This window comes from Pontibacter sp. HJ8 (assembly GCF_054824225.1).
In genome coordinates, this window is sequence record NZ_JSYF01000351.1 from 1 (window position 1) to 17,906 (window position 17,906).

At 52.2% G+C, this 17,906-nt stretch carries 19 protein-coding genes; 14 read left to right on the plus strand and 5 right to left on the minus strand.

The window, feature by feature from the left end; translation table 11 throughout:
- Positions 1-137: 137 nt before the first annotated feature.
- On the plus strand, positions 138-689 hold the full coding sequence (locus OB13_RS15080; protein WP_461491001.1) for a DUF4468 domain-containing protein: 552 nt from the start codon (positions 138-140) through the stop codon (positions 687-689).
- Positions 690-698: 9 nt separating this feature from the next.
- On the opposite strand, the gene OB13_RS15085 is transcribed toward OB13_RS15080, so the two are convergent.
- Genes OB13_RS15085 through OB13_RS15095 form a run of 3 tightly spaced genes read right to left on the minus strand, consistent with a single transcriptional unit; the run spans position 699 to position 3,821 of the window.
- Positions 699-3,476: a coiled-coil domain-containing protein gene (locus tag OB13_RS15085; RefSeq protein WP_461491002.1), complete on the minus strand. Its 2,778-nt coding sequence runs from the start codon at positions 3,474-3,476 to the stop codon at positions 699-701.
- Positions 3,469-3,627, minus strand: a complete 159-nt coding sequence (locus tag OB13_RS15090; protein ID WP_461491003.1) for a hypothetical protein — start codon at positions 3,625-3,627, stop codon at positions 3,469-3,471. The genes OB13_RS15085 and OB13_RS15090 overlap by 8 nt, the downstream gene beginning before the upstream one ends.
- Positions 3,624-3,821, minus strand: a complete 198-nt coding sequence (locus OB13_RS15095) for a hypothetical protein (RefSeq protein WP_461491004.1) — start codon at positions 3,819-3,821, stop codon at positions 3,624-3,626. The genes OB13_RS15090 and OB13_RS15095 overlap by 4 nt, the downstream gene beginning before the upstream one ends.
- Positions 3,822-3,955: 134 nt before the next feature.
- On the opposite strand from OB13_RS15095, the gene OB13_RS15100 reads away from it, so the two are divergent.
- The 12 genes from OB13_RS15100 to OB13_RS15155 all read left to right on the plus strand — a co-directional run bounded on the left by OB13_RS15100 (position 3,956) and on the right by OB13_RS15155 (position 12,397).
- A complete protein-coding gene (locus OB13_RS15100) occupies positions 3,956-5,209 on the plus strand; it encodes a head maturation protease, ClpP-related (protein WP_461491005.1) in 1,254 nt (417 codons plus the stop codon).
- 15 nt (positions 5,210-5,224) lie between these two features.
- Positions 5,225-6,223, plus strand: a complete 999-nt coding sequence (locus OB13_RS15105; RefSeq protein WP_461491006.1) for a hypothetical protein — start codon at positions 5,225-5,227, stop codon at positions 6,221-6,223.
- Between the two features lie 17 nt (positions 6,224-6,240).
- The gene (locus OB13_RS15110) at positions 6,241-6,831 is read left to right on the plus strand and encodes a hypothetical protein (RefSeq protein WP_461491007.1); all 591 of its coding nucleotides are present in this window, start codon (positions 6,241-6,243) and stop codon (positions 6,829-6,831) included.
- Between the two features lie 66 nt (positions 6,832-6,897).
- Positions 6,898-7,530: a hypothetical protein gene (locus tag OB13_RS15115; protein WP_461491008.1), complete on the plus strand. Its 633-nt coding sequence runs from the start codon at positions 6,898-6,900 to the stop codon at positions 7,528-7,530.
- Positions 7,531-7,537: 7 nt separating this feature from the next.
- Positions 7,538-8,965: a hypothetical protein gene (locus OB13_RS15120; RefSeq protein ID WP_461491009.1), complete on the plus strand. Its 1,428-nt coding sequence runs from the start codon at positions 7,538-7,540 to the stop codon at positions 8,963-8,965.
- Positions 8,962-9,444 (plus strand): DUF6712 family protein, encoded by a 483-nt coding sequence (locus OB13_RS15125; protein WP_461491010.1) that lies wholly within the window; start codon positions 8,962-8,964, stop codon positions 9,442-9,444. The genes OB13_RS15120 and OB13_RS15125 overlap by 4 nt, the downstream gene beginning before the upstream one ends.
- Complete coding sequence (locus OB13_RS15130) at positions 9,441-9,647, plus strand: hypothetical protein (protein WP_461491011.1); 207 nt, start codon at positions 9,441-9,443, stop codon at positions 9,645-9,647. Before OB13_RS15125 ends, OB13_RS15130 begins: the two co-directional genes overlap by 4 nt.
- Positions 9,644-9,823: a hypothetical protein gene (locus OB13_RS15135; protein ID WP_461491012.1), complete on the plus strand. Its 180-nt coding sequence runs from the start codon at positions 9,644-9,646 to the stop codon at positions 9,821-9,823. Before OB13_RS15130 ends, OB13_RS15135 begins: the two co-directional genes overlap by 4 nt.
- 122 nt (positions 9,824-9,945) lie before the next feature.
- Positions 9,946-10,512: a glycoside hydrolase family 108 protein gene (locus tag OB13_RS15140; protein WP_461491013.1), complete on the plus strand. Its 567-nt coding sequence runs from the start codon at positions 9,946-9,948 to the stop codon at positions 10,510-10,512.
- 20 nt (positions 10,513-10,532) lie between these two features.
- The gene (locus OB13_RS15145; protein WP_461491014.1) at positions 10,533-10,961 is read left to right on the plus strand and encodes a hypothetical protein; all 429 of its coding nucleotides are present in this window, start codon (positions 10,533-10,535) and stop codon (positions 10,959-10,961) included.
- 70 nt (positions 10,962-11,031) lie between these two features.
- Entirely contained in the window at positions 11,032-11,394 is a 363-nt protein-coding gene (locus OB13_RS15150) for a hypothetical protein (RefSeq protein ID WP_461491015.1), read from the plus strand.
- Between the two features lie 100 nt (positions 11,395-11,494).
- The gene (locus OB13_RS15155; protein ID WP_461491016.1) at positions 11,495-12,397 is read left to right on the plus strand and encodes an ATP-grasp domain-containing protein; all 903 of its coding nucleotides are present in this window, start codon (positions 11,495-11,497) and stop codon (positions 12,395-12,397) included.
- Positions 12,398-12,402: 5 nt separating this feature from the next.
- Here OB13_RS15155 and OB13_RS15160 read toward each other — a convergent pair whose 3' ends face one another.
- Complete coding sequence (locus tag OB13_RS15160) at positions 12,403-13,284, minus strand: universal stress protein (RefSeq protein WP_461491017.1); 882 nt, start codon at positions 13,282-13,284, stop codon at positions 12,403-12,405.
- A 183-nt stretch (positions 13,285-13,467) separates the two neighbouring features.
- Between OB13_RS15160 and OB13_RS15165 the strand changes: the two genes are divergently transcribed.
- Positions 13,468-16,185, plus strand: a complete 2,718-nt coding sequence (locus tag OB13_RS15165; RefSeq protein WP_461491018.1) for a hypothetical protein — start codon at positions 13,468-13,470, stop codon at positions 16,183-16,185.
- 156 nt (positions 16,186-16,341) lie between these two features.
- Here the strand turns inward: OB13_RS15165 and corA are convergent, their stop codons facing one another.
- The gene (gene corA / locus OB13_RS15170; RefSeq protein WP_461491019.1) at positions 16,342-17,469 is read right to left on the minus strand and encodes a magnesium/cobalt transporter CorA; all 1,128 of its coding nucleotides are present in this window, start codon (positions 17,467-17,469) and stop codon (positions 16,342-16,344) included.
- Positions 17,470-17,906: the final 437 nt, after the last annotated feature.

Below are 17,906 nucleotides of genomic sequence, written 5' to 3' on the forward strand. Positions count from 1 at the left end.
AAAACTATCTACAGATTATAAATTCTTACTCCAAGTAAGTTTCTTATACACCCATAAAACAAAAAGCCCTTTCGGATCGGAAGGGCTTTTTGTTTTATGGCTTGCACCCTATATTCAATCCTTCGTATACTTACCCCATGAAACGACTTATACTCCTGCTACTCGCCCTGCTACCCCTGTTCTCCTTTGCCCAGTCCACCCCTCCAAGAGATGAGAGTGGAAAGATCGTTTACTCTGAAGTAGTACCAGTAGAAGGCCTGTCACAACAGGAACTGTATAGCCGCGCTAGGGCATGGTTCGCTACAACTTTCAATTCTGCCAATGATGTGATTCAGATGGATAGTAAAGAGGAAGGGACAATCATTGGGAATGGTATAACTGATTTGGATATTGGTAATAGTAAGCAGAAAGTGCATTTTACCCTAAGCCTTCAATTCAAAGACGGGAGATATAAATACGAGATAACCAATATTGCATACCAAGGGAATTATAACCCGTCAATCCCAGGAGCAGACAGGAAGGTTTCAGCAGAGGAATTTTATAGCTCACCTAATGTCTACAAAAAGAACGGAGAAATGAGGCCGACTTATAAGGTTTATTATGACGCTGGGAATACTTCAACTACACGTCTAATAAATTCTTTCAAGTCGGCTCTCTCAGCAACAGTTAGTAAAGGTGATGGGTGGTAGTAAATCGCATTACTGATTCACTACCCTTGCGGTCTGCTGATCTTTTGCTAAACCCCCTTTGATGTCGGTTGTTTTGATATACCTGGGGACGTACTTGCCTACGGACTGTCCTAGCCTGTCATAATCAATTATGGGCAAAGGAACTCCTCCCATGGCCTGCCGAACAGACGGTGGGAGCGAAGAGCCGGTATAGCCACCGGCCGCATATCCTCTTTGCCGGTGCTGCTCCAGCGAGGCAATAAGTCCCGCGTTCCGCTTTACCTGCCAGTTTGGTACGACGTATTCCCCTTCGTGGACAACACCAGCCACACGATAACCAGAGGCGTCCGGCGTACCATAGCCATTGCCCGTATACCCACCTTCCGCAAATCCTTTGGGCTGCGGAGCTTCCGCTGTCAAAAGTTGTTTCGCCTGTGCAATGTTAGCCAGGACTGTTGCCACGTTGGTAGCATAGTAAGCCGCATATGCTGCCGGACCCGTCACCAGACCGGCTGGTCCTGAAGCTGCAGCGATAGAGGCAGCGACCTGTGCAGAAGAGGCGGTAATAGCTGATAGAGCACGGGCCGTGTCAATGCCCAGCTGAAATAACGTGATAGCCTTTGCAAACTCACCTGCCTCGGCTGACTGCCCCGCAACGATGGTGGCTAAGTCTCCCAGTGCCTGTGAAGCGGTTACAGCGGTTTGGTACTCTACCTGTTGGATAGCGGCTTTCCGTTCCGCCTCTTGCAAACGAACTGCGATCTTGTCCTCCGCTATCTTCCGCTCAATTTCCAGCGTATCCAATCCCAGTCTTTTCGCCTCCTCCAATTGCCTTTGCAAAGATTCCCGCTGGATCTGCTGAAGCCGCTCCTGGTGTTGGTATTCAAAAGTTTCACCTGCTGCATACCTGTTGAGCGCATCCAGCTCCTGGTTTCCAGCTATGATTTGTTCAGCCTCCTGGAGTTGTTTTGCCTGATCCTCTATAGCTTTTTTGCGTTTCTCCTGAGCCTCTTTCTCCAGTTCGATTTGCTTCAGGGCAAACGCTTTGCGGGCCTCTAATTCCTTTTTGTCATACTGCGCCTGAATCAAAGCAGCCTGAGCGGCGGTCAGTTCTTTAGCTGATAAAGCGATCTCACGTTCTTTCTCGTTTAGCTTGATGGTTGCCTGTAACTGCTTTTCGCTGTTATCCACTGTCTGCAGCAAGGCCAATTCTAATACTGCTTTCTCATCAGCCAGCTTCTTTTGCAGTGCGGCATATTCCTTCTCGGAGAGTTCCTTTGCCCGGGCCGCTGCTTTGTCGGATCCTTCTTTTCGGAGGGCATTCAGTTTGTTTTGCAGCTCAATGGATTTGCCCACACTTTCCCGCTCGATCCGGGCCAGCTCTACCTGTGCCGCTGCCAGCTTATCGTTGTCTTCTGTCAGGTTGTTGGTCAACTTCTGTTCTGCTACCAGGTTGGCGATCTTATCCCGCTGCAGCTGCAGTTGCTTCTCACGCAAGGATTCTTCCAAGGCAAAGGCTTTGCGAGCGGCGTCCGCCCGTTCTGCTTCGGACTTGGTGGTATCTTCTGCCACGAGCTTATACTTCTCGATCTGGGCATTGGCTTTCTCCCGCTCCACATTCAGTGCCCGTTCCGAATCCCGCAGCCGCTGGTTTTCTTTTTCAATGGCTTCGCCTGCTTTCCGGGCTTCATTGAGCTCTTTGGCAAAAGCTTTGGTCTTGGCAGTGGCGTCGGTAATACCGGTACCCACCTGTACTATGCCATCCTGTATCTTGGAGAAGTCCCGGTTGATGATCCCCTCGATGATCACCCCCAGTCCTTTGAAGCGGCTGATCAGGTTATCGAGTAAAAGTTTACCCAGCTTCTTGACTGCGTCCCCCAAATTCTCGAAACCGCTCACAAAGTCGATCACCCGCTTCCCCACAGCCGAGAGGTTGTCGATCAGTACCCCGATGACCGTGGTGAAACCAGCCGTCTTCCGGCTGACTAGGTCAATCCCTTCCTGTGTTCTGGTCAGGAAGGATATAAGGCCACCTAAGAGCAGCAGCACCGCGCCTATACCTGTGGCATACAGCGCGAACTTCAGGAGCTTCAGGGCCGCTACATTCCCGATGATGGCAGCTTTGTTGATGTTGGTGGCTGTCGTGGCAGCACCGGTCACAGCAGCCCCGGTTTGTTCGGCAGCCGCTTTAGCCAGTGCCGCGTTCTTGGCTGCGATCTTCGCCTTCACTTCATCCTCCAGTGCTTTCTTCGCGTCGGAGATGAAGCCTTTCAATTCATCGTAAGCTTCCTGTGCAGTAGAGATCGCGGTGCTCAGCTTCCCGGATCCGTCCGCCGCCTGCAGTATACTCTGGGTATAGTTGCCCACGTTGCGACGCGTATCACCTACCCGGCCTTCCAGCTCTTTGAGTTTGTCCGAAACAGCTTTGGTGGCTTTTTCGACTTTCCCGCCGATGTCGGCATTCTCCCGCTCCTCTTCGCTTAGGTTGTTCCAGTCATCTGTCAGGCTGGCCAGCTGGGCGCGTAGCTGAACAATAGAACCCTGCGCTGCTTTGTCCGCTTTCTGTTGTGACTCCACCGCCCGTATCTGCAGGTTCTGCTGTTGGGTCAGGTCCTTGAGCCTGGCTTTCAGCTCTACCTGCTTGGCAGCCTGTTCATCGGTGACCGTGCCGGCTGCCTTGATAGCTGCGGACAGTTCCTGCTGTTCTTTTTTAGCAGCGTTGATCTCCTTCTGGAAGTCAACGATCTTCTTTTTAGCGGCCTCCTCGTCTATCCGGATCCTTAAGAGGACTTCTTTCTTTTCACTCATGGGTTTCCTGTGTTACGGGTGGGGCTGACTTTATCTTTTCTGCTGTTACGAGCAACAGTCCACGGGCTTCTTCTTTGTCCGGGTTGTTCTTGAGGTAGCCGGCCAGGGCGATGACCTCCCGGCAGAGCTGTCTGAATTCCTTGGCTTTCATTTCTTCGTCTGCAGCTTGTTTGCTGACAGGATCAGGCTGCCTTCCGGTACCACGATAGCCGTGGCGACGTTTCCCCGACCGACCTCGGTCATGATCTGTTGCATGTAGCGGTAGAGTGAAATACCGCGTGCGTCCGCCTGCTCCTGCAGGTTGCGCTCGATAGGGGCAATAACCCTTGTCTGTAGGACTCCCATGAATGTGAATGATGGTTTGGCTAAAAGGTGTATGCAGGGTGCATACACATGAAGTAAACTTACTAAATATGCTAGATAATATATAGTAAGTTTACTAAAATATTTAGCGAAAAACGTAACCTTTTTCAAATCGCATGCCCAAGCACATTCATATACCCATTAATGGTATCATCGGCGAGTACGAAGACGATTACGGGTTTACTATGCCGGGCTTCACAGAGCAGCATATAGACTGGTATACTGGCTATGACGTGAATGGCAACTGGACCTTTAACCAGGAGATCGAACAGATCACGCTGCACATCAATTCACCAGGTGGCGATGTGCATGAGGGCTTTGCGATCTACAACAAACTGCTGCGCATAAAAGAGCAGGGTATAGTAGTAGAGGTGCAGGTAGATTCGCTCTGTGCCAGTATAGCTACTGTGATAGCGCTCGCTGCTTCCCCCGGGAAGCTGAAGATGCGCGAGGCATCCATCTGGATGACGCACAAGCCGATGATCCCCCAGCTGCACTATGCCAACTCCGATGAACTGCGTGCCACTGCCACTGCACTGGATAGCTACGAGCAACCGATCTTAAGCCTGTATGCCCGCAAAACCGGCAAAGAAGTAGCGGAAATCAAAGAGCTGCTAAAGACAGATTCTTACATGAATGCCGAAGAAGCAAAAGCTTATGGCTGGATAGATGAAGTACTCGCAGGTGCATTGCCGGAAGCTATTCAAACTGAAAAAGAAGGTAAGGTAAAAGCCGTGGCCTTCTACAACCCAAAGCGTAACCCAATTCCAATTAATAAAATGGCAATAACAAAAGAAGAAAAAGCCGACATCGTGTCTGATGTGGTGGAAGGCATCAAGGCCTTCTTTGGCAAAGGCACCAAGCCACAGGCGTCAGCAAAGCCAGCGCCAAAGGCAACTGCAAAACCCAAGCCGAAAGCGGAAGCAGAGACTGTAGAAGTAGTTGCTGCTACGACCGATACGGCGGATGGTGCTACCATCTACCACGAAGGTGAGCTGGAAGCTGGTACGGCAGTATTCGCGGACGTGGAAATGACCGAGGCGCTGGAAGACGGCCTGTATGACCTGAACGATGGCCGTGAGATCGAAGTGGTGGAAGGTACAGTAGCCAATATCACCGAGGCTGAGGAGGAAGAGGAAGAAGCAGAGGCCTCAGCCAGTGCCAAAAAGCCGACACCGAAAGCAAAAGCTGCCGCTTCTGACACGAAGGCACTTGCTGCCAAAGTGAAAGCACTGGAGGCGAAGCTGTCACAGGTGGTGCCAGGCTCCGGCAATGAAACACCGAAGCCTAACCAGGCTTTCACCAATAATGACCCTAAAGGGAAGGCTCACCCCTTGGATAGTGTAGCCGTCAAAATCAGAACTAAATAAGGAGGCTAACAGAAAATGGCATTCATAGAAACCGAAATCACATTTAAGGGGATAGGAGATGAGAACCCATTGAGTTCTGATCTCATCTTCAAACCACTCATCCAGGTTCCGGAAGTGTCAAGCCTGGGCTTCGACATTCGCACCGACATTGTTACATACAAAGATATGTACAAGGCGATCTCTCAACGCAAAGTAACACGTGCGAAAAGCGGTTGCGGCTGGAATCCTTATGGCAAGCTGGCCGACCTGATCGACGAGCGCATCGAGGTAAAAAAGATGGGTATCGAAATGGAGCAGTGCGCTGAAGACTTCGACGGACTTATCCTGCAGATGGCTAAAAAATTAGGTGTTGAAAGAGCTGACCTTACAGGCACTCAGTTGGCTACCGTTCTGTCTGCCTTAGCGCAGGAGTCGGCAAAAGCTGATATGCTCCGCATCATGTTCTTAGGAGACGAAGCCTCTTTAAGTGACGACTACAACCAAACAGACGGCATCTGGAAGAAGTTGTTTGAAGGTGTAGCAGATGGCAACGTCACTAAGGCAGGCGCCGCTTTGGGTAACGATGCTTTACCTGCTGGTGCTGCAGAAGGTATTCTGGATGATTTGTATTACGGTGCAAGTATGGAGATGCAGGATCTGGATGATTCAGAAAAGAGATTCTACGTAACGCGCTCCATCTATAACAACTGGAAGAAAACGCTTACCAAGAATAAGCAGCTGGAAAGCTCCTGGACTGCCCTCCAGAACGGTGTGAATACGCTCACTTACTTAGGAGTGCCGCTTATTCCGCTTGGCTTTGTGGATGCTGCTATCCGTCAGGATTTTGCAGGCGCCAACCCACACAGAGCGCTCTATGCGAAGCCTGAAAACGTTGTGATCGGCATGGACCAAGAGTCGGATTATCAGACTGTGAAGTTCTGGTACCAGGAAAAAGAGGAGATGAACTACATGCGCCTGAAATACAAGCTCGGTACCGGCCTCGGCTGGGGTGAGTATCTGGCGGTGTCTTACTAAGAAAGGAGGACTAGCATATGGATAATTGCGCACCAGTAACAGGGGTCACCAACCTGGACCCCTCCTGCAACGCCCTCCGCAAGCGCGGGGGTGCAGGTAAAACATTTTACATTTTGGCGCTTTCACAGCTTGCACTACTTGCCCCGGTAGGTTTAGACCCAGCTACGAAAGAGGTGATATCGCTGGCCTTCAAAGCCGGCGAGAAGCTCAAGAAGTTCACCGGCCGCAAGCTGAAGAACTCTACCAAAACAAGCATGGAGCAGACCGAAAACGGTCCGTCCTATACGCACGGTGGTGTTTTCGTGGCCTACTTCGACTCGCAGGTAGAGAAGGAGTCCATCGAGAAGACGGCCCTGGCCGATGACCTGGTGATCATCGTGCCCCTGAACAGTGGTCACTTCGAGGCGCACGGTCTGATATCTACTCATGGCCTGGCCGATGGTCTCTCGTTGACCATTCCCGAGGGTGGCTCCGGTGTCCAGTATGAGGACGCCACTACCCTGACGCTGAACTTCGACGGGAAGTCGGACAAGCTGCCGGTCTACTGCAAGTTCGGTGAGACGGTTCAGGAGAGCATTGCCTACCTGGAAGGCCTGGCGGCTGCTTAATCAAGTCAACAACTTTTAGCCGGAAGGGCCGCTGCCGCGTGTGGTGGCGGCCCTTTCTTTTTCCCCATGGATCCAATCATCGAAGAATTACAGGTGCGTGCGCAGGCAGTAGTGGCGGCCCCACAAAAGAACTACGCCGAGATGGGTGCCGTGCACCGGGCCATCACCGGAACCCACTACGACTGTACTCCCTGCAATGAGCGCAGGATCCTGTTTACGCTTGATCTATTCATCACTAACCCAGAGCGCTACGCCCTGCGCATCAAAGAGGCACAAATCGAAATGGAAGAGGTTAAAAAAAGTAACTACAGATTCTCCAAGAAAGCTACATCCCAGCTGATCGTGCTGGTGTCAGCCTTCGGTACCATCAAAGTAACGCCGGAGAACCTGACGGACGAAAAGGCTGAACTGGTGCTACAGCACAGGCAGTTCGCGCATAACATCGAGCGCATCCCAGGTACAGAACTAGAGGAAGAGGAAGACACCGATCCGGAAGGCGAAGGTTCCGGGAATGGAGATTCTGACCCTGTAACGGGTTTGGCGCCTAATGGCAATTTGATCACACTCCCGCCAAAGGAGGAGCCCCTGACACTGGAGCAGGCACAGCAAAAATACCTTGAACTCTATAAGCAGGCACCCGGCAACCGCAAACTGGAAACGCTGGTGGCTGCCATCCATAAAGCAGAAGACTCTAAATAATACCTAAGTGAAGGGCAAAGGCAAATACAAGGCAAAGCTGGTCAAGGCACGTGCGACTTCCGCACCGCAGGCCAGTGCGCAGCCGGCAGGGAAAGCACTGGAACTGAATGGGGCCAAAGTGATCGACTACGGCAAAGGCAACAAACTGCCGAATGAAATCATCACCACGTTCCTGGCTTCTCCTACGGCCCGTCGCTGCTGGATCAAGCTCAAGAAGTTCATCCAGGCGGATGGCTTTGCGAACCGTACTGCTGCTGCCGTCAGGGCCAACCCGCAGCAAACCACAGAGGACTTGGTTCCCCTGATCGCGTGGGACAGTGCCGTGTTCGGTTTTGTCCTTCGGGTAAAGTATAACCTGGGGAAAGAGGTAGGGGAGGTTTACCATGTGCCTTTCCATACGGTGCGCAAGCTCGATGACGGCCGCTTTCTGGTCAACCCGAATCTGGGTACCGACAAATATAAAAAGGACGAAGACGAGATCCTTGACGCCTTTGACAACACCGAGGAAGGTATACAACGCTCTTTGACGCAGGTAAGCAAAGACGGAAAGCCACAGCCTGGCCAGATCCTTTATGTCTTCGAAGAGGCCAGCGTGCACCCGCATTACCCGGAGCCGGCTGCCTGGGCTGGCAAGGAGGATATGCTCTCGGATACTGAAATTCCCCGGGCAGATCACCATGCGATTAAGAAGCGGGTGAAGCCGAACATGGGCCTTTTCATACCAGGTGATATCGATGACGAGACCCCGGATGAAGATGGCAAAACCGATTGGGATAAAATAGAGGAAACAGCCAAGCAGTTAACCGATCCGGAGGGAGAGGGGGATGTGGCTGTGTTTAATGGTGCCAACAAAGACGATGCGCCACAGCTGTTCTCCATTGACTCCATGAAGTCGGCGCTCTCGATGGACCAGAAATCAGACACCATAACGAAACGGGTCTGCCGGCACTGGGGTGTGCACCCTTCTCTGATCGGTATGGATACAGCCGGGCAACTGGGGAACACGCAGCAGCTCCTGAACATCATCCAGCTCATGCAGCAGGAGGTGCTCGATATCCAGGGGTTGATTCAGCGCACCTTCGAGAAGCTGTGGCCAGCCTTTGACTTCACCTTAACGAGCCTCAACATCATCAAGGCTATGCCGGAACAAGCCTGGCAGGCAATGACAGAAGACGAGAAAAGGAATTTCCTGGGGTATCCGATCCTGGAGACGGAGCAGACGACAGAGGGCCAGAAAACACTGAACGCCCTCAATTCTCTTCCTGCGCTGGTGGCTAACAAAGTACTTGAGTCCATGACGCGAAATCAGGTCCTGGCACTCGTGGGGCTGGACCCCGTGGAAGGTGGGGATGAGCTGCCGGAACAACAGGCAGAGGCAAAGGCGGAAGCCCGATTTAAGAAATTCTTTACAGGCCTTTTCAAGGCATCCAAATGAAAACATTAACGAAAGAAGACTTCCTGGCTTTTGTGCCACTGTCAAAAAACATTCCCGAAGCGCAGCTGGCCCCTTATGTTCAGGACGCGCTCCTGATGAATGTAAAGCCTCTGTTGGGTGACCTGTACACCAAGTGGCAGGCCGGTGAGCTGGAACTAAAGGGCAGCGCTGAAGACGGCATGGAGGAGGTAGACCTGGTAACAGCGGTATGGGTGTTCAACGCCTATGTTCGCTTTCTGCCTTTTCACGGACTCTCCATCTCTCCGACCGGTATCACCAAAAGCCGGGACGAAAAAAGCACGGTGGAGCATGTTTCTCCACAGGAGCGCAGCCAGATCATTGCTTCCTTCCGCTCCAAGATCAACTACTGGGAGGGGGAGTTGGGCAAAGCACTTAAGAAAATCAACGGTACCGGCAGGCCTACGGGCAAGCGAAGCAGAATAGGCCTCCGTGTGGTAGGCGCAAAGTCAAAAAGATGATTGAGCAGAAACTAAAGACAATATTCGCCTGGGCTCCCTTCGGGCTTATCCAGATAGGGGATTGGGGCAACTGGCTGGCAGAGCAGGCGGCTGACCACCCGGACATTTACGAGTTATTCAAAAAAATAGTAGGCACGGTGATCTGCGCGACGCTGTATCACTTTGTCACGAAGTTCTGGAAAAACAGAGAAAAGGAAGCATGAAAAAAATCTACAAATGGCTTATGCGCAACAAGTGGCGCAAGTGGGGTACGGTGGCCCTGCTCTGTCTGGTGCTGAACTACACCTTGTTGATTGTGGGTGTGATCGACGCTAACCAGTTTGAGACAATCACCTCCGCTATTGTCACATTTTTAAGACTCTTTACACTGGGTGTATGAAGAAACTATTACTCATCCTGTTGGCAGGTGCACTCCTGAGCGGGTGCGCCTCCCAGAAAAATACCTTCCGGAAAGACTGGGGGTACCAAGAAAGTAAATACAAAAGCAAATTCTAAGCGATCATGGCAAACATCAAACCGGCCCTCTCGATCACCCTGGCGCATGAGGGCTATTACGTAAACGACCCGGCCGATAAGGGAGGGGAAACCTACCGGGGCATTGCCCGCAAGCATAATCCCAACTGGAGTGGGTGGACCATTATCGACGCGCAGAAGCGCAAAGCGTATTTCCCTGCGAACCTGAAGGAGGTGATGTCCTCGCTGGAGGTGTACGTGGAGCGGCATTATAAAAAAGAGTACTGGGACGTGAACAACCTCGACCTGATCAGCAGCCAGTCAATAGCCAATGAGCTGTTCGATACGGGCGTAAACATGGGTGTAGGTATAGCCGCCAAATTCCTGCAGCAGGCACTCAACCTTTGCAATCGGAATCAGGTGGATTATAAGGACATCCTCGTCGATGGCAGTATAGGCCCGGTGACCATCAAGACACTCAACAGCCACGGCAGGCAGGCGTCCGTGCTGAAGGCGCTGAACGTGCTGCAAGGTAAAAGGTATGTGGAGATATGTGAGCGTGACCCGAGCCAGGAGAAGTTCTTCATGGGCTGGCTGGGAAGGGTGGCGGTATGAGTAGGCTGCTGTATATACTGATGGTGGCGACATTGATGTCGCTGGCATCCTGCAGTAACTATAGAACGGGCGCCCGCTTCATCCCCTACAACCCACTCACCTTTCAACAGGACAGTGTGAAAGCAGCCGGACTGGGTGTCACGCTGTCTCAGATCAACGAGGCCTTGGTGATCGCGCACCCGGCAAACGGAGGGAAGGGGAAGGTGAAGATAAAGATAAAGAACTCCTTTAATACAGAGGTAAAGGAGAAATCCAAAGTGGTGGATAAACACCAGGTTGAAGCGAAAGGTGAAAGCATTATTGGAGATAGGAATGCACCGGTGGAGGCGAAGAAGCACGCTATCATCGGAGACGGCAATACAAAAGAGGAGCAGGATTCTCTGTGGTGGCTCTGGCTCTGGGGTGTGCTGCTCGTGGCGGCATTGCTTGTGTACTTAAAATATGGTTAGATAGTGTTTAGTTGAGTTCATGTAAGAAAGGCCTGCTCTTATAGAGTGGGCTTTTTTGTTACCTTTGCCTATGGACTTTGTGGATCTGCAGACGGAATTTGTGTTGCTGGCCTTCCCGAACTATAAAAGCTATAAGCAGGCAAAGGTTTTACTTGAGTCCAAGAACCGGGACATCGCCTATGGAGGCGAACTGACCCGGCTGAAGGAGATCCAGTGCAAGCACTGGGTGTTGAGCCGTAGCGGGAGCTACATGGACTACCAGTATACGCTAGCGGACTACGCTAATCCGCCTGGACTAGGCAAACCAAAGCCATGGCTTCTGACCGGAAAAGCCTCGCTGATGAGTGCCGTTGGAGAGCTGGAGAAGCGGGGAGGGTTCCATGCGACGTATTGCCTGGTGGCGCGCAGGCAGCGGCACAGTCTCAGATTTTAAGTCACAGTTTACGTCACAGAGAATTTTAAAATATGCCTCTATTCGCTCAATTAGCCCAATTTTGGCTAGGTGTGAGATTTTGTGGCAAATATCAGCATTTATGTCATTACTACAAATAGCTTTGGTCACTTGTGAGAGCCTGGGTAACTATACCGACAACGCAGACAGCGAAGATGACCGTTTATACCATTTTTTGCAGGAAAAAGGGCTGAAAATTTCTTTTCAGGTATGGGATGATGAGCACGTGGACTGGGCCCGTTTCGACGCCGTTATACTGAAATCTCCCTGGGATTACTTCGATAAAATAACTGCCTTCTACCAGTGGCTGGACAAGCTCGAGCAGCTGGGTTGCCGGGTGCTCAACCCGGTGCAGACGGTCCGCTGGAACGCCGACAAGATCTACTTCAAGGATATGCAGGCGCAGGGCGTAAAGCTGGTGCCTACGGTATGGCTCGACCAGAACAGCAGCTTCGACGCAGAAGCGGTATTTGACGCCTTCGGGCAGGACAAGATCATCGTGAAACCACGCGTGAGCGGAGGAGCCAAAAATACCCTGGCCATCGGACGAAGCGAGGCAGCAGCTTATACTGCCCGTATCAACGCATTGCTGCAGGAGGAGCCTTTTCTGGCGCAGCCTTTCCTGGAAGAGGTCAAAACACAGGGGGAGTGGTCGTTTCTGTTCTTCAACGGAACGTATAGCCACACCGTGCTCAAAACAGCCAAGTTAGGCGATTTCCGGGTGCAGCATTTCTTCGGAGGAAGTGTGCATACGCCGGAGCCGCCCGCTCACCTGTTGGCAGCCGCTAGCCGGATCGTGGACCAGTTTGCTTCGGGTTGCCTCTACGCCCGTGTAGACGGCGTGGAACTGGACGGCGAGCTGGCCTTGATGGAACTGGAGCTGATAGAGCCTTTCCTGTTTCTGAGCACAAGCGAAGGCGCCCTGGAGCGCTACTACCAGGGGCTGAAGCAACTGTTGCAGAAAGAGGAGGTCGCCGGAAACTGATGTTGCTATACCGGTAGCCTGCTATGAAAAACCAGCACCGGCAGCTGCCCGTGCAACACCATTTTTTTAGCAAGGCTTGGGCTGAACAAGGAGTCCAGTGTACTGCGCTCCCGGGTGGTGAGGGCGAGCAGGTCTATGCCTTCGCTTCGGGCAAAGTCCTGGAGTGCTTCCGAAACGTCGCTGCCCTCCAGCAGCGCATAGCGGATGTTATTTTCGGAGGCGGTGCTTTGTAGCTTCAGTTGCAGCGCCAGCAGCTTTTCCCGGTCTTCCTCCGGATCATCAGAGATATGCACACAGTAGATCATCGGATCCAGGTGCTGCAGCAGCTTCCGGAGCTGGTCTATATCCGCTGCATCGGTCGTGCCGAAGTTGGTGGCATAGAGCACTTTGTTGATGCTGTTGCCTGCGTAGTGGCCGGGCACGGTCAGTACCGGCACATCGGTTTCCTGCACTACCTTGGTCGAGACAGTGCCGAACACCATACGCCCGAGGCTGGATTCCCCCTTGGTGCTCATCAGAACAAGCGAGGGTCTGAACCGCTCGATCTGGTCCAGGATCACTTCTTCGGGCATACCCTGTATGATGGACCGCTCTATCTGACAGGTATAGCCGGCCGTTCGGGCTGTGTGAAGGAGGTCCTGGTAGAACACGTCCAGCCGTTGTTGCGCTTCCAGTTCGTTGCGGTGCAGCACCCGCTCCGTTATCTGCTCCGAGGGCGTCAGGCCGGCAGCATTGGCAGGTATAGGATCGGCGTCTGCCAGGTAGTCCTGGGAGGAGTGCAGGAGCAGCAATCTGGCCTCCGGCACAGCTGCTGCCAAGCGAAGCGCATAAAGACAGGTCTTGTAAGAGCCTTCTGAAAAATCAACGGGAATCAGGATCCGGAACATGAGATGCAGGTTATGAGTTGGGAGTTATATACGTGACAAGGTTTGTAATAAGTTAGTATATTACGCGATTAAAATGCGAACAACAGCTAAAGGAGCCCGCAAAAGTCATGGAGCTGTCCTCTGCAGCTAATTCCGTTAAATTCTAAATTTTCGGTTACTTTTGTGATCTGATAAACCTCCACCATGCCGAAACGCATTGTTTTTTACTTCATCGGGTTCGTAGTGCTGGCCTCATTGGCTTTCTATGGCTTTAACAGGTGGACGGATTCCCGGGAGAAGGTAGACCTTTGGGCGCTGGTGCCTGAAAATGCCGCTTTCGTAGTAGAAACCAACAATCACAGTGCCTTGTTGGATCACCTGGAGCAAACGGAGCTGTGGGAAAGCTTTTCGGTGCTGCCCATTGCACAGCGCTTCCAGGAGAACATGATGATGCTCGACAGTGTGGCCCCCGGTTCACAACGGCTCGAGCGCTTCCTCGATAAAAAGAATATTCTTACCTCCATCCATGTCGTCGGCAAATCGGATGTCGAGTTTGTCTACTACGTGCCGGTAACCTCCGTGGGAGAGCATCGTTTCCTGCGCACCCTTACCGAAAACATTGTCAAAAGTGAAAACTTCCGGGAAGAAGCGCGCGACTACCAGGGCTTCCTGCTCACGGACATCACCAATACCCAGCTGGGGAGCAGCTTTACGTATTTTTCCTACCACAACAACCTTATTCTGAGTGCTTCTCCGGTACTGGTCGAAGAGATCGTGCGCCGCATCAGCAGGAGCAAGCCCGTTTCGATCGCTGCCGAGTTCAAAAAAGTAAATTACCTGGATCAGGCTGATGTATACGCCAACGTGTTTGTCAATTACAGGGTGCTTCCCGAGCTGCTGGGCCTGTTTCTGCAGGAGGACATCATGCCACAGGTCCGTTACCTGAGCAGTTTTTGCCGCAACGCCATGCTGGAGCTCAAGCTGGACCGCAACAAAATCTTTCTGAATGGGTTTTCGAACCCCGAAACCCTGCCAGGCTCTTTTCAGGCGCAGTTAAAACCGTCGGCACCGCGGCCTCTGGAAGTCAAGCAATATCTGCCCACCCGAACAGCCATGTTGCTGCACTTCGGGGTAGGGGAAGTGGCTCGCCTGCGGGACAATCATAATACAAAAGGACTGCCTTACAGCAGCACCGTTGACACCCTTGCCCGGTCTTTCAGCCAGGAGGTCGCCTTGGCCTACCTGGAGTCCTACAACATGAACACGAGCCCCGAAAAGATCGTGTTCGCCCGCATGGGGGATGCCGCCCGGACCAATAAGCTGGTTGCAGCTCTTAGTGAGCAGGTGAACCAGGCCGGGGACCAGAAAGCCTACACGGAAAAATACGGAAACCACACCCTGCAACTGCTGGATGTGGAGGAGCTTCCGGCCCGATTGTTTGGCAACTTGTTTGCCGGGTTTGAGCAAAGCTATGTGGTGCAGATAGATAACTACCTGCTCTTTTCGCCCGAGATCGCCACGTTGCGGGCACTGATCGACGACATCGCTTCCGGGGAGGTATGGGGAAGATCTGTGGCGCAAAAAGAGTTTCTGGAGGAGACGCTGCAGGAAGCGAACTTCAGTCTATACCTGAACACGGTGAATGCCTGGTATGTGCTGAACCGCTATTTGCAGGAAGAAAACCGGGAGGACCTGCTGCAGAGCTCCAGCTTGATCCGGCGCTTTAACCAGGTGAGCCTGCAGTTTGCAAAAACAGAGAACCAGTATTATACCAGCTTCCTGTTCAGAAGGCAGGACCGAACAGCCGCTAACGGGGAAGGGGGCTTTGAAGAAGAGGCAGCGATCCCGTTTGCACACCGGCTGCAGTCTCAGCCTTTCCCGATACAAAATGCCGTAGACAGAAGCCGGGAAGTAGTGGTACAGGATTCGCTGCACATCCTGCACAACATTACCGCAAACGGCAGCCGCGGCTGGGTGGACACACTTGGCAGTCAGGTGCGGGGCACGATCCACCAGGTAGAGCTGGGAAGTGATAAAAAGCTACGCTACGTATTTGCTACCTCCAACCGTATCCACGCCATCGACAACCAGGGCAAAAACCTGGAGAATTTTCCTTTTAACATCGGGGATACGGTGCGCATCCAGCGCCTGGCCGTGTTTGATTATGAAAAGAACCGTGACTACCGCTTGCTGGTGGATGATGCGCTGGGCAACCTGTACATGTACGATACCCGCGGCAATGCCGTACCGGGCTGGCAGCCCCGCCGCATGGATTACAGGTTGGCGGCCACTCCGCAACATCTGCGCGTAGGGGGCCGCGATGTGATCCTGGCCTTGCTCGAGAATGGGTACATCTATGCACTCAACACAAAAGGGGAAACCTATCCGGGCTTTCCGTTCAGCCTGCGGGTGCCCATTACCTCGGAGGGTGTAGCCAAAGTAGGAGCAGACCTGCGCAGATCGCTGGTAACAGTTGTGACCCGTTATGGCGAGGTGGTGGAGTTTAACCTGCTGGGAGAAGTACGGAAGCGGGAGCAACTGCCCCGGCCAAGCAAAAGCGCTATGTTTGACCTGGTGCCGGAAGCCAGCGGAAAATCCTTCATCATCGTGCGGCAGGACCAGGGCAAAGTAGCCGCCTTCGATCAGGACAAGAAGCAACTGTTTGAAAAGAACTTTGTCACGTCAGCGCCGAAGCTGGTACAGTATTTTCATTTTGGAGGCGGCAACCAGGTATACGCGATCACCGAAACCGGCCCTCAGAAAACGTACCTCTACAGTGCCAACGCCGCCTTGATCGGGGGTAGGTCACTGGAGAACAATCAACCTGTCACGATCTTCTACAACGAAGTAACCAACAACTACACAGTCTACAAAGTATTCCGGCGCGAGCTGCAGAAGCTCAGCTTTAAATTGCCGAACTAAGGAGTGTAACATGGCTTTGATCGAACCGCAGGCTTATAAAGCATAGGGTTCGAGCTCACACAGATGACCGGGCTTTTAGAGGCGAGTTGCTCCTGTTCTTACAAAATTATAGCTCTTTGCAGCCAAACAACTGCGCACGCCATACCTTAGCATCCGTCAAAAACTCCTGAACCAGCCTCTTCTCCAGAAGAAGTATAGCTGCAGGGCCACCAGCAATACCATCAGAAAAACAAGGATCGGATAACCGTACGGCAGGTATAGCTCCGGCATACTGAAGCGGAAAATTTTTCCTGTCTCCGGATCCTCGCGCGAAAAGTTCATGCCATAGACACCGGCTATGAAACTCAGCGGGATGAAGATACTCGAGATGATGGTGAGTACTTTCATGATCTCGTTCATCCGGTTGCTGACCGTTGACATATACAGCTCCACGAGGCTCATCGACATTTCTTTGTGGCTGTCAATCAGGTCAATAAGCTGGATGGTGTGGTCGTAGGCGTCGCGGAAATATACCTTCAGGGTGTCGGGAATGATGTTGGCTTCCATGCGGAGCAGATCGTTCATCTTGTCCCGTTCCGGCCAGGCGATCCGGCGTAGTTTGATGATCTCGTTCTTCAAGTCGAGTACCTGCCGCAGGGCCTGTTTGGAGGGTCGTTCCAGGATCTTCTGTTCCAGCTCTTCGATGTAAATGCCAATGTCTGCGATCACCGGAAAGTAAAAATCCAGCACCACATCCTGCACGGCGTAGACCATGTACATAGGAGGTCGCTGCCGGATGATGCCTTTGCCCGTGCGGATACGCTCCCGCAGCGGGTCCAGGCAATCCACATAATCGCTCTGGAGGGTAATGATGTAGTTGGGGCCGGAGAAGATAGAAAGCTGCACATCCTCCAACGTATGCTGCTCCTTTGACCAGCGCAGCATACGCGTGATAATAAAAAGCTTGTTCTTATACTCGTCGACTTTGGGGCGCTGGTAGTCGTTGATAACGTCTTCCATCTGCAGGGAGTGGATCTCAAAGTCCTGCTTGAGGAGCTCCAGCATAGTCAGGTCCGCATAGCCGCGAATGTCGATCCAGTGCGTGGCCTGCGGTTGTGCTTTCACCTGTTGCAAGAGTTCGGCATACGAAACAAACTCCTGTTCCTTGAAGAGGTGTTCATTGAACGACATCAGGAAATACCGGGGAGCATGTGCTTCGGCTGCTACAAAGAGGGTACCCGGGCTGATGCCGATCTTCCTGTCCAGAATTTTGTGACGCGAGTGATGACGCTTCTTTTTTGCCATGGTATAGCTTGGGTGTGCTGCTGCTGCACAAGGTAATAAAAAGTAAGCTTATCCTGGTTTGCTTTGTAGCTGCGGCTTTATCTGACTTAAACTAGTCTTGCCGCATAGCTTCTTCTGTTGGTGCGAGCTTGCCGCACGTATCTGCTGTGTAGTTTTGGCTTAATCAGACCTCTACTTGTCTTGTTGTATCGCTTCGCCTGTGCGGCGGGCACTTACTTTTCTCCTTGATGAGAAAAGTAAGCAAAAGAATCAAGACGCTTTTAAACTCGCTGAACGCTCAAACACAAAATCGTCAACGGTGCACCAGGTTCAAGATGTTGCTTTGTAGCAGATGTGCAAATATGTCTGCTATATCTGTCAGCTATACCTTCTACTATATTGCTTATACCTAGATAACAGCAAAGGCGGCAAGTCCCCCTTCGAAGGGGGCAGGGGGA

What these genes read in the sequence shown, in the direction of transcription:
- OB13_RS15110 (WP_461491007.1), top strand. Translation starts at nt 6,241, where the DNA reads ATGGATAATTGCGCACCAGTAACAGGGGTCACCAACCTGGACCCCTCC.
- OB13_RS15085 (WP_461491002.1), bottom strand. Translation starts at nt 3,476, where the DNA reads ATGAGTGAAAAGAAAGAAGTCCTCTTAAGGATCCGGATAGACGAGGAG.
- OB13_RS15095 (WP_461491004.1), bottom strand. Translation starts at nt 3,821, where the DNA reads ATGGGAGTCCTACAGACAAGGGTTATTGCCCCTATCGAGCGCAACCTG.
- OB13_RS15130 (WP_461491011.1), top strand. Translation starts at nt 9,441, where the DNA reads ATGATTGAGCAGAAACTAAAGACAATATTCGCCTGGGCTCCCTTCGGG.
- OB13_RS15135 (WP_461491012.1), top strand. Translation starts at nt 9,644, where the DNA reads ATGAAAAAAATCTACAAATGGCTTATGCGCAACAAGTGGCGCAAGTGG.
- OB13_RS15090 (WP_461491003.1), bottom strand. Translation starts at nt 3,627, where the DNA reads ATGAAAGCCAAGGAATTCAGACAGCTCTGCCGGGAGGTCATCGCCCTG.
- OB13_RS15105 (WP_461491006.1), top strand. Translation starts at nt 5,225, where the DNA reads ATGGCATTCATAGAAACCGAAATCACATTTAAGGGGATAGGAGATGAG.
- OB13_RS15115 (WP_461491008.1), top strand. Translation starts at nt 6,898, where the DNA reads ATGGATCCAATCATCGAAGAATTACAGGTGCGTGCGCAGGCAGTAGTG.
- OB13_RS15140 (WP_461491013.1), top strand. Translation starts at nt 9,946, where the DNA reads ATGGCAAACATCAAACCGGCCCTCTCGATCACCCTGGCGCATGAGGGC.
- OB13_RS15080 (WP_461491001.1), top strand. Translation starts at nt 138, where the DNA reads ATGAAACGACTTATACTCCTGCTACTCGCCCTGCTACCCCTGTTCTCC.
- corA (WP_461491019.1), bottom strand. Translation starts at nt 17,469, where the DNA reads ATGGCAAAAAAGAAGCGTCATCACTCGCGTCACAAAATTCTGGACAGG.
- OB13_RS15100 (WP_461491005.1), top strand. Translation starts at nt 3,956, where the DNA reads ATGCCCAAGCACATTCATATACCCATTAATGGTATCATCGGCGAGTAC.
- OB13_RS15155 (WP_461491016.1), top strand. Translation starts at nt 11,495, where the DNA reads ATGTCATTACTACAAATAGCTTTGGTCACTTGTGAGAGCCTGGGTAAC.
- OB13_RS15125 (WP_461491010.1), top strand. Translation starts at nt 8,962, where the DNA reads ATGAAAACATTAACGAAAGAAGACTTCCTGGCTTTTGTGCCACTGTCA.
- OB13_RS15160 (WP_461491017.1), bottom strand. Translation starts at nt 13,284, where the DNA reads ATGTTCCGGATCCTGATTCCCGTTGATTTTTCAGAAGGCTCTTACAAG.
- OB13_RS15165 (WP_461491018.1), top strand. Translation starts at nt 13,468, where the DNA reads ATGCCGAAACGCATTGTTTTTTACTTCATCGGGTTCGTAGTGCTGGCC.
- OB13_RS15150 (WP_461491015.1), top strand. Translation starts at nt 11,032, where the DNA reads ATGGACTTTGTGGATCTGCAGACGGAATTTGTGTTGCTGGCCTTCCCG.
- OB13_RS15145 (WP_461491014.1), top strand. Translation starts at nt 10,533, where the DNA reads ATGGTGGCGACATTGATGTCGCTGGCATCCTGCAGTAACTATAGAACG.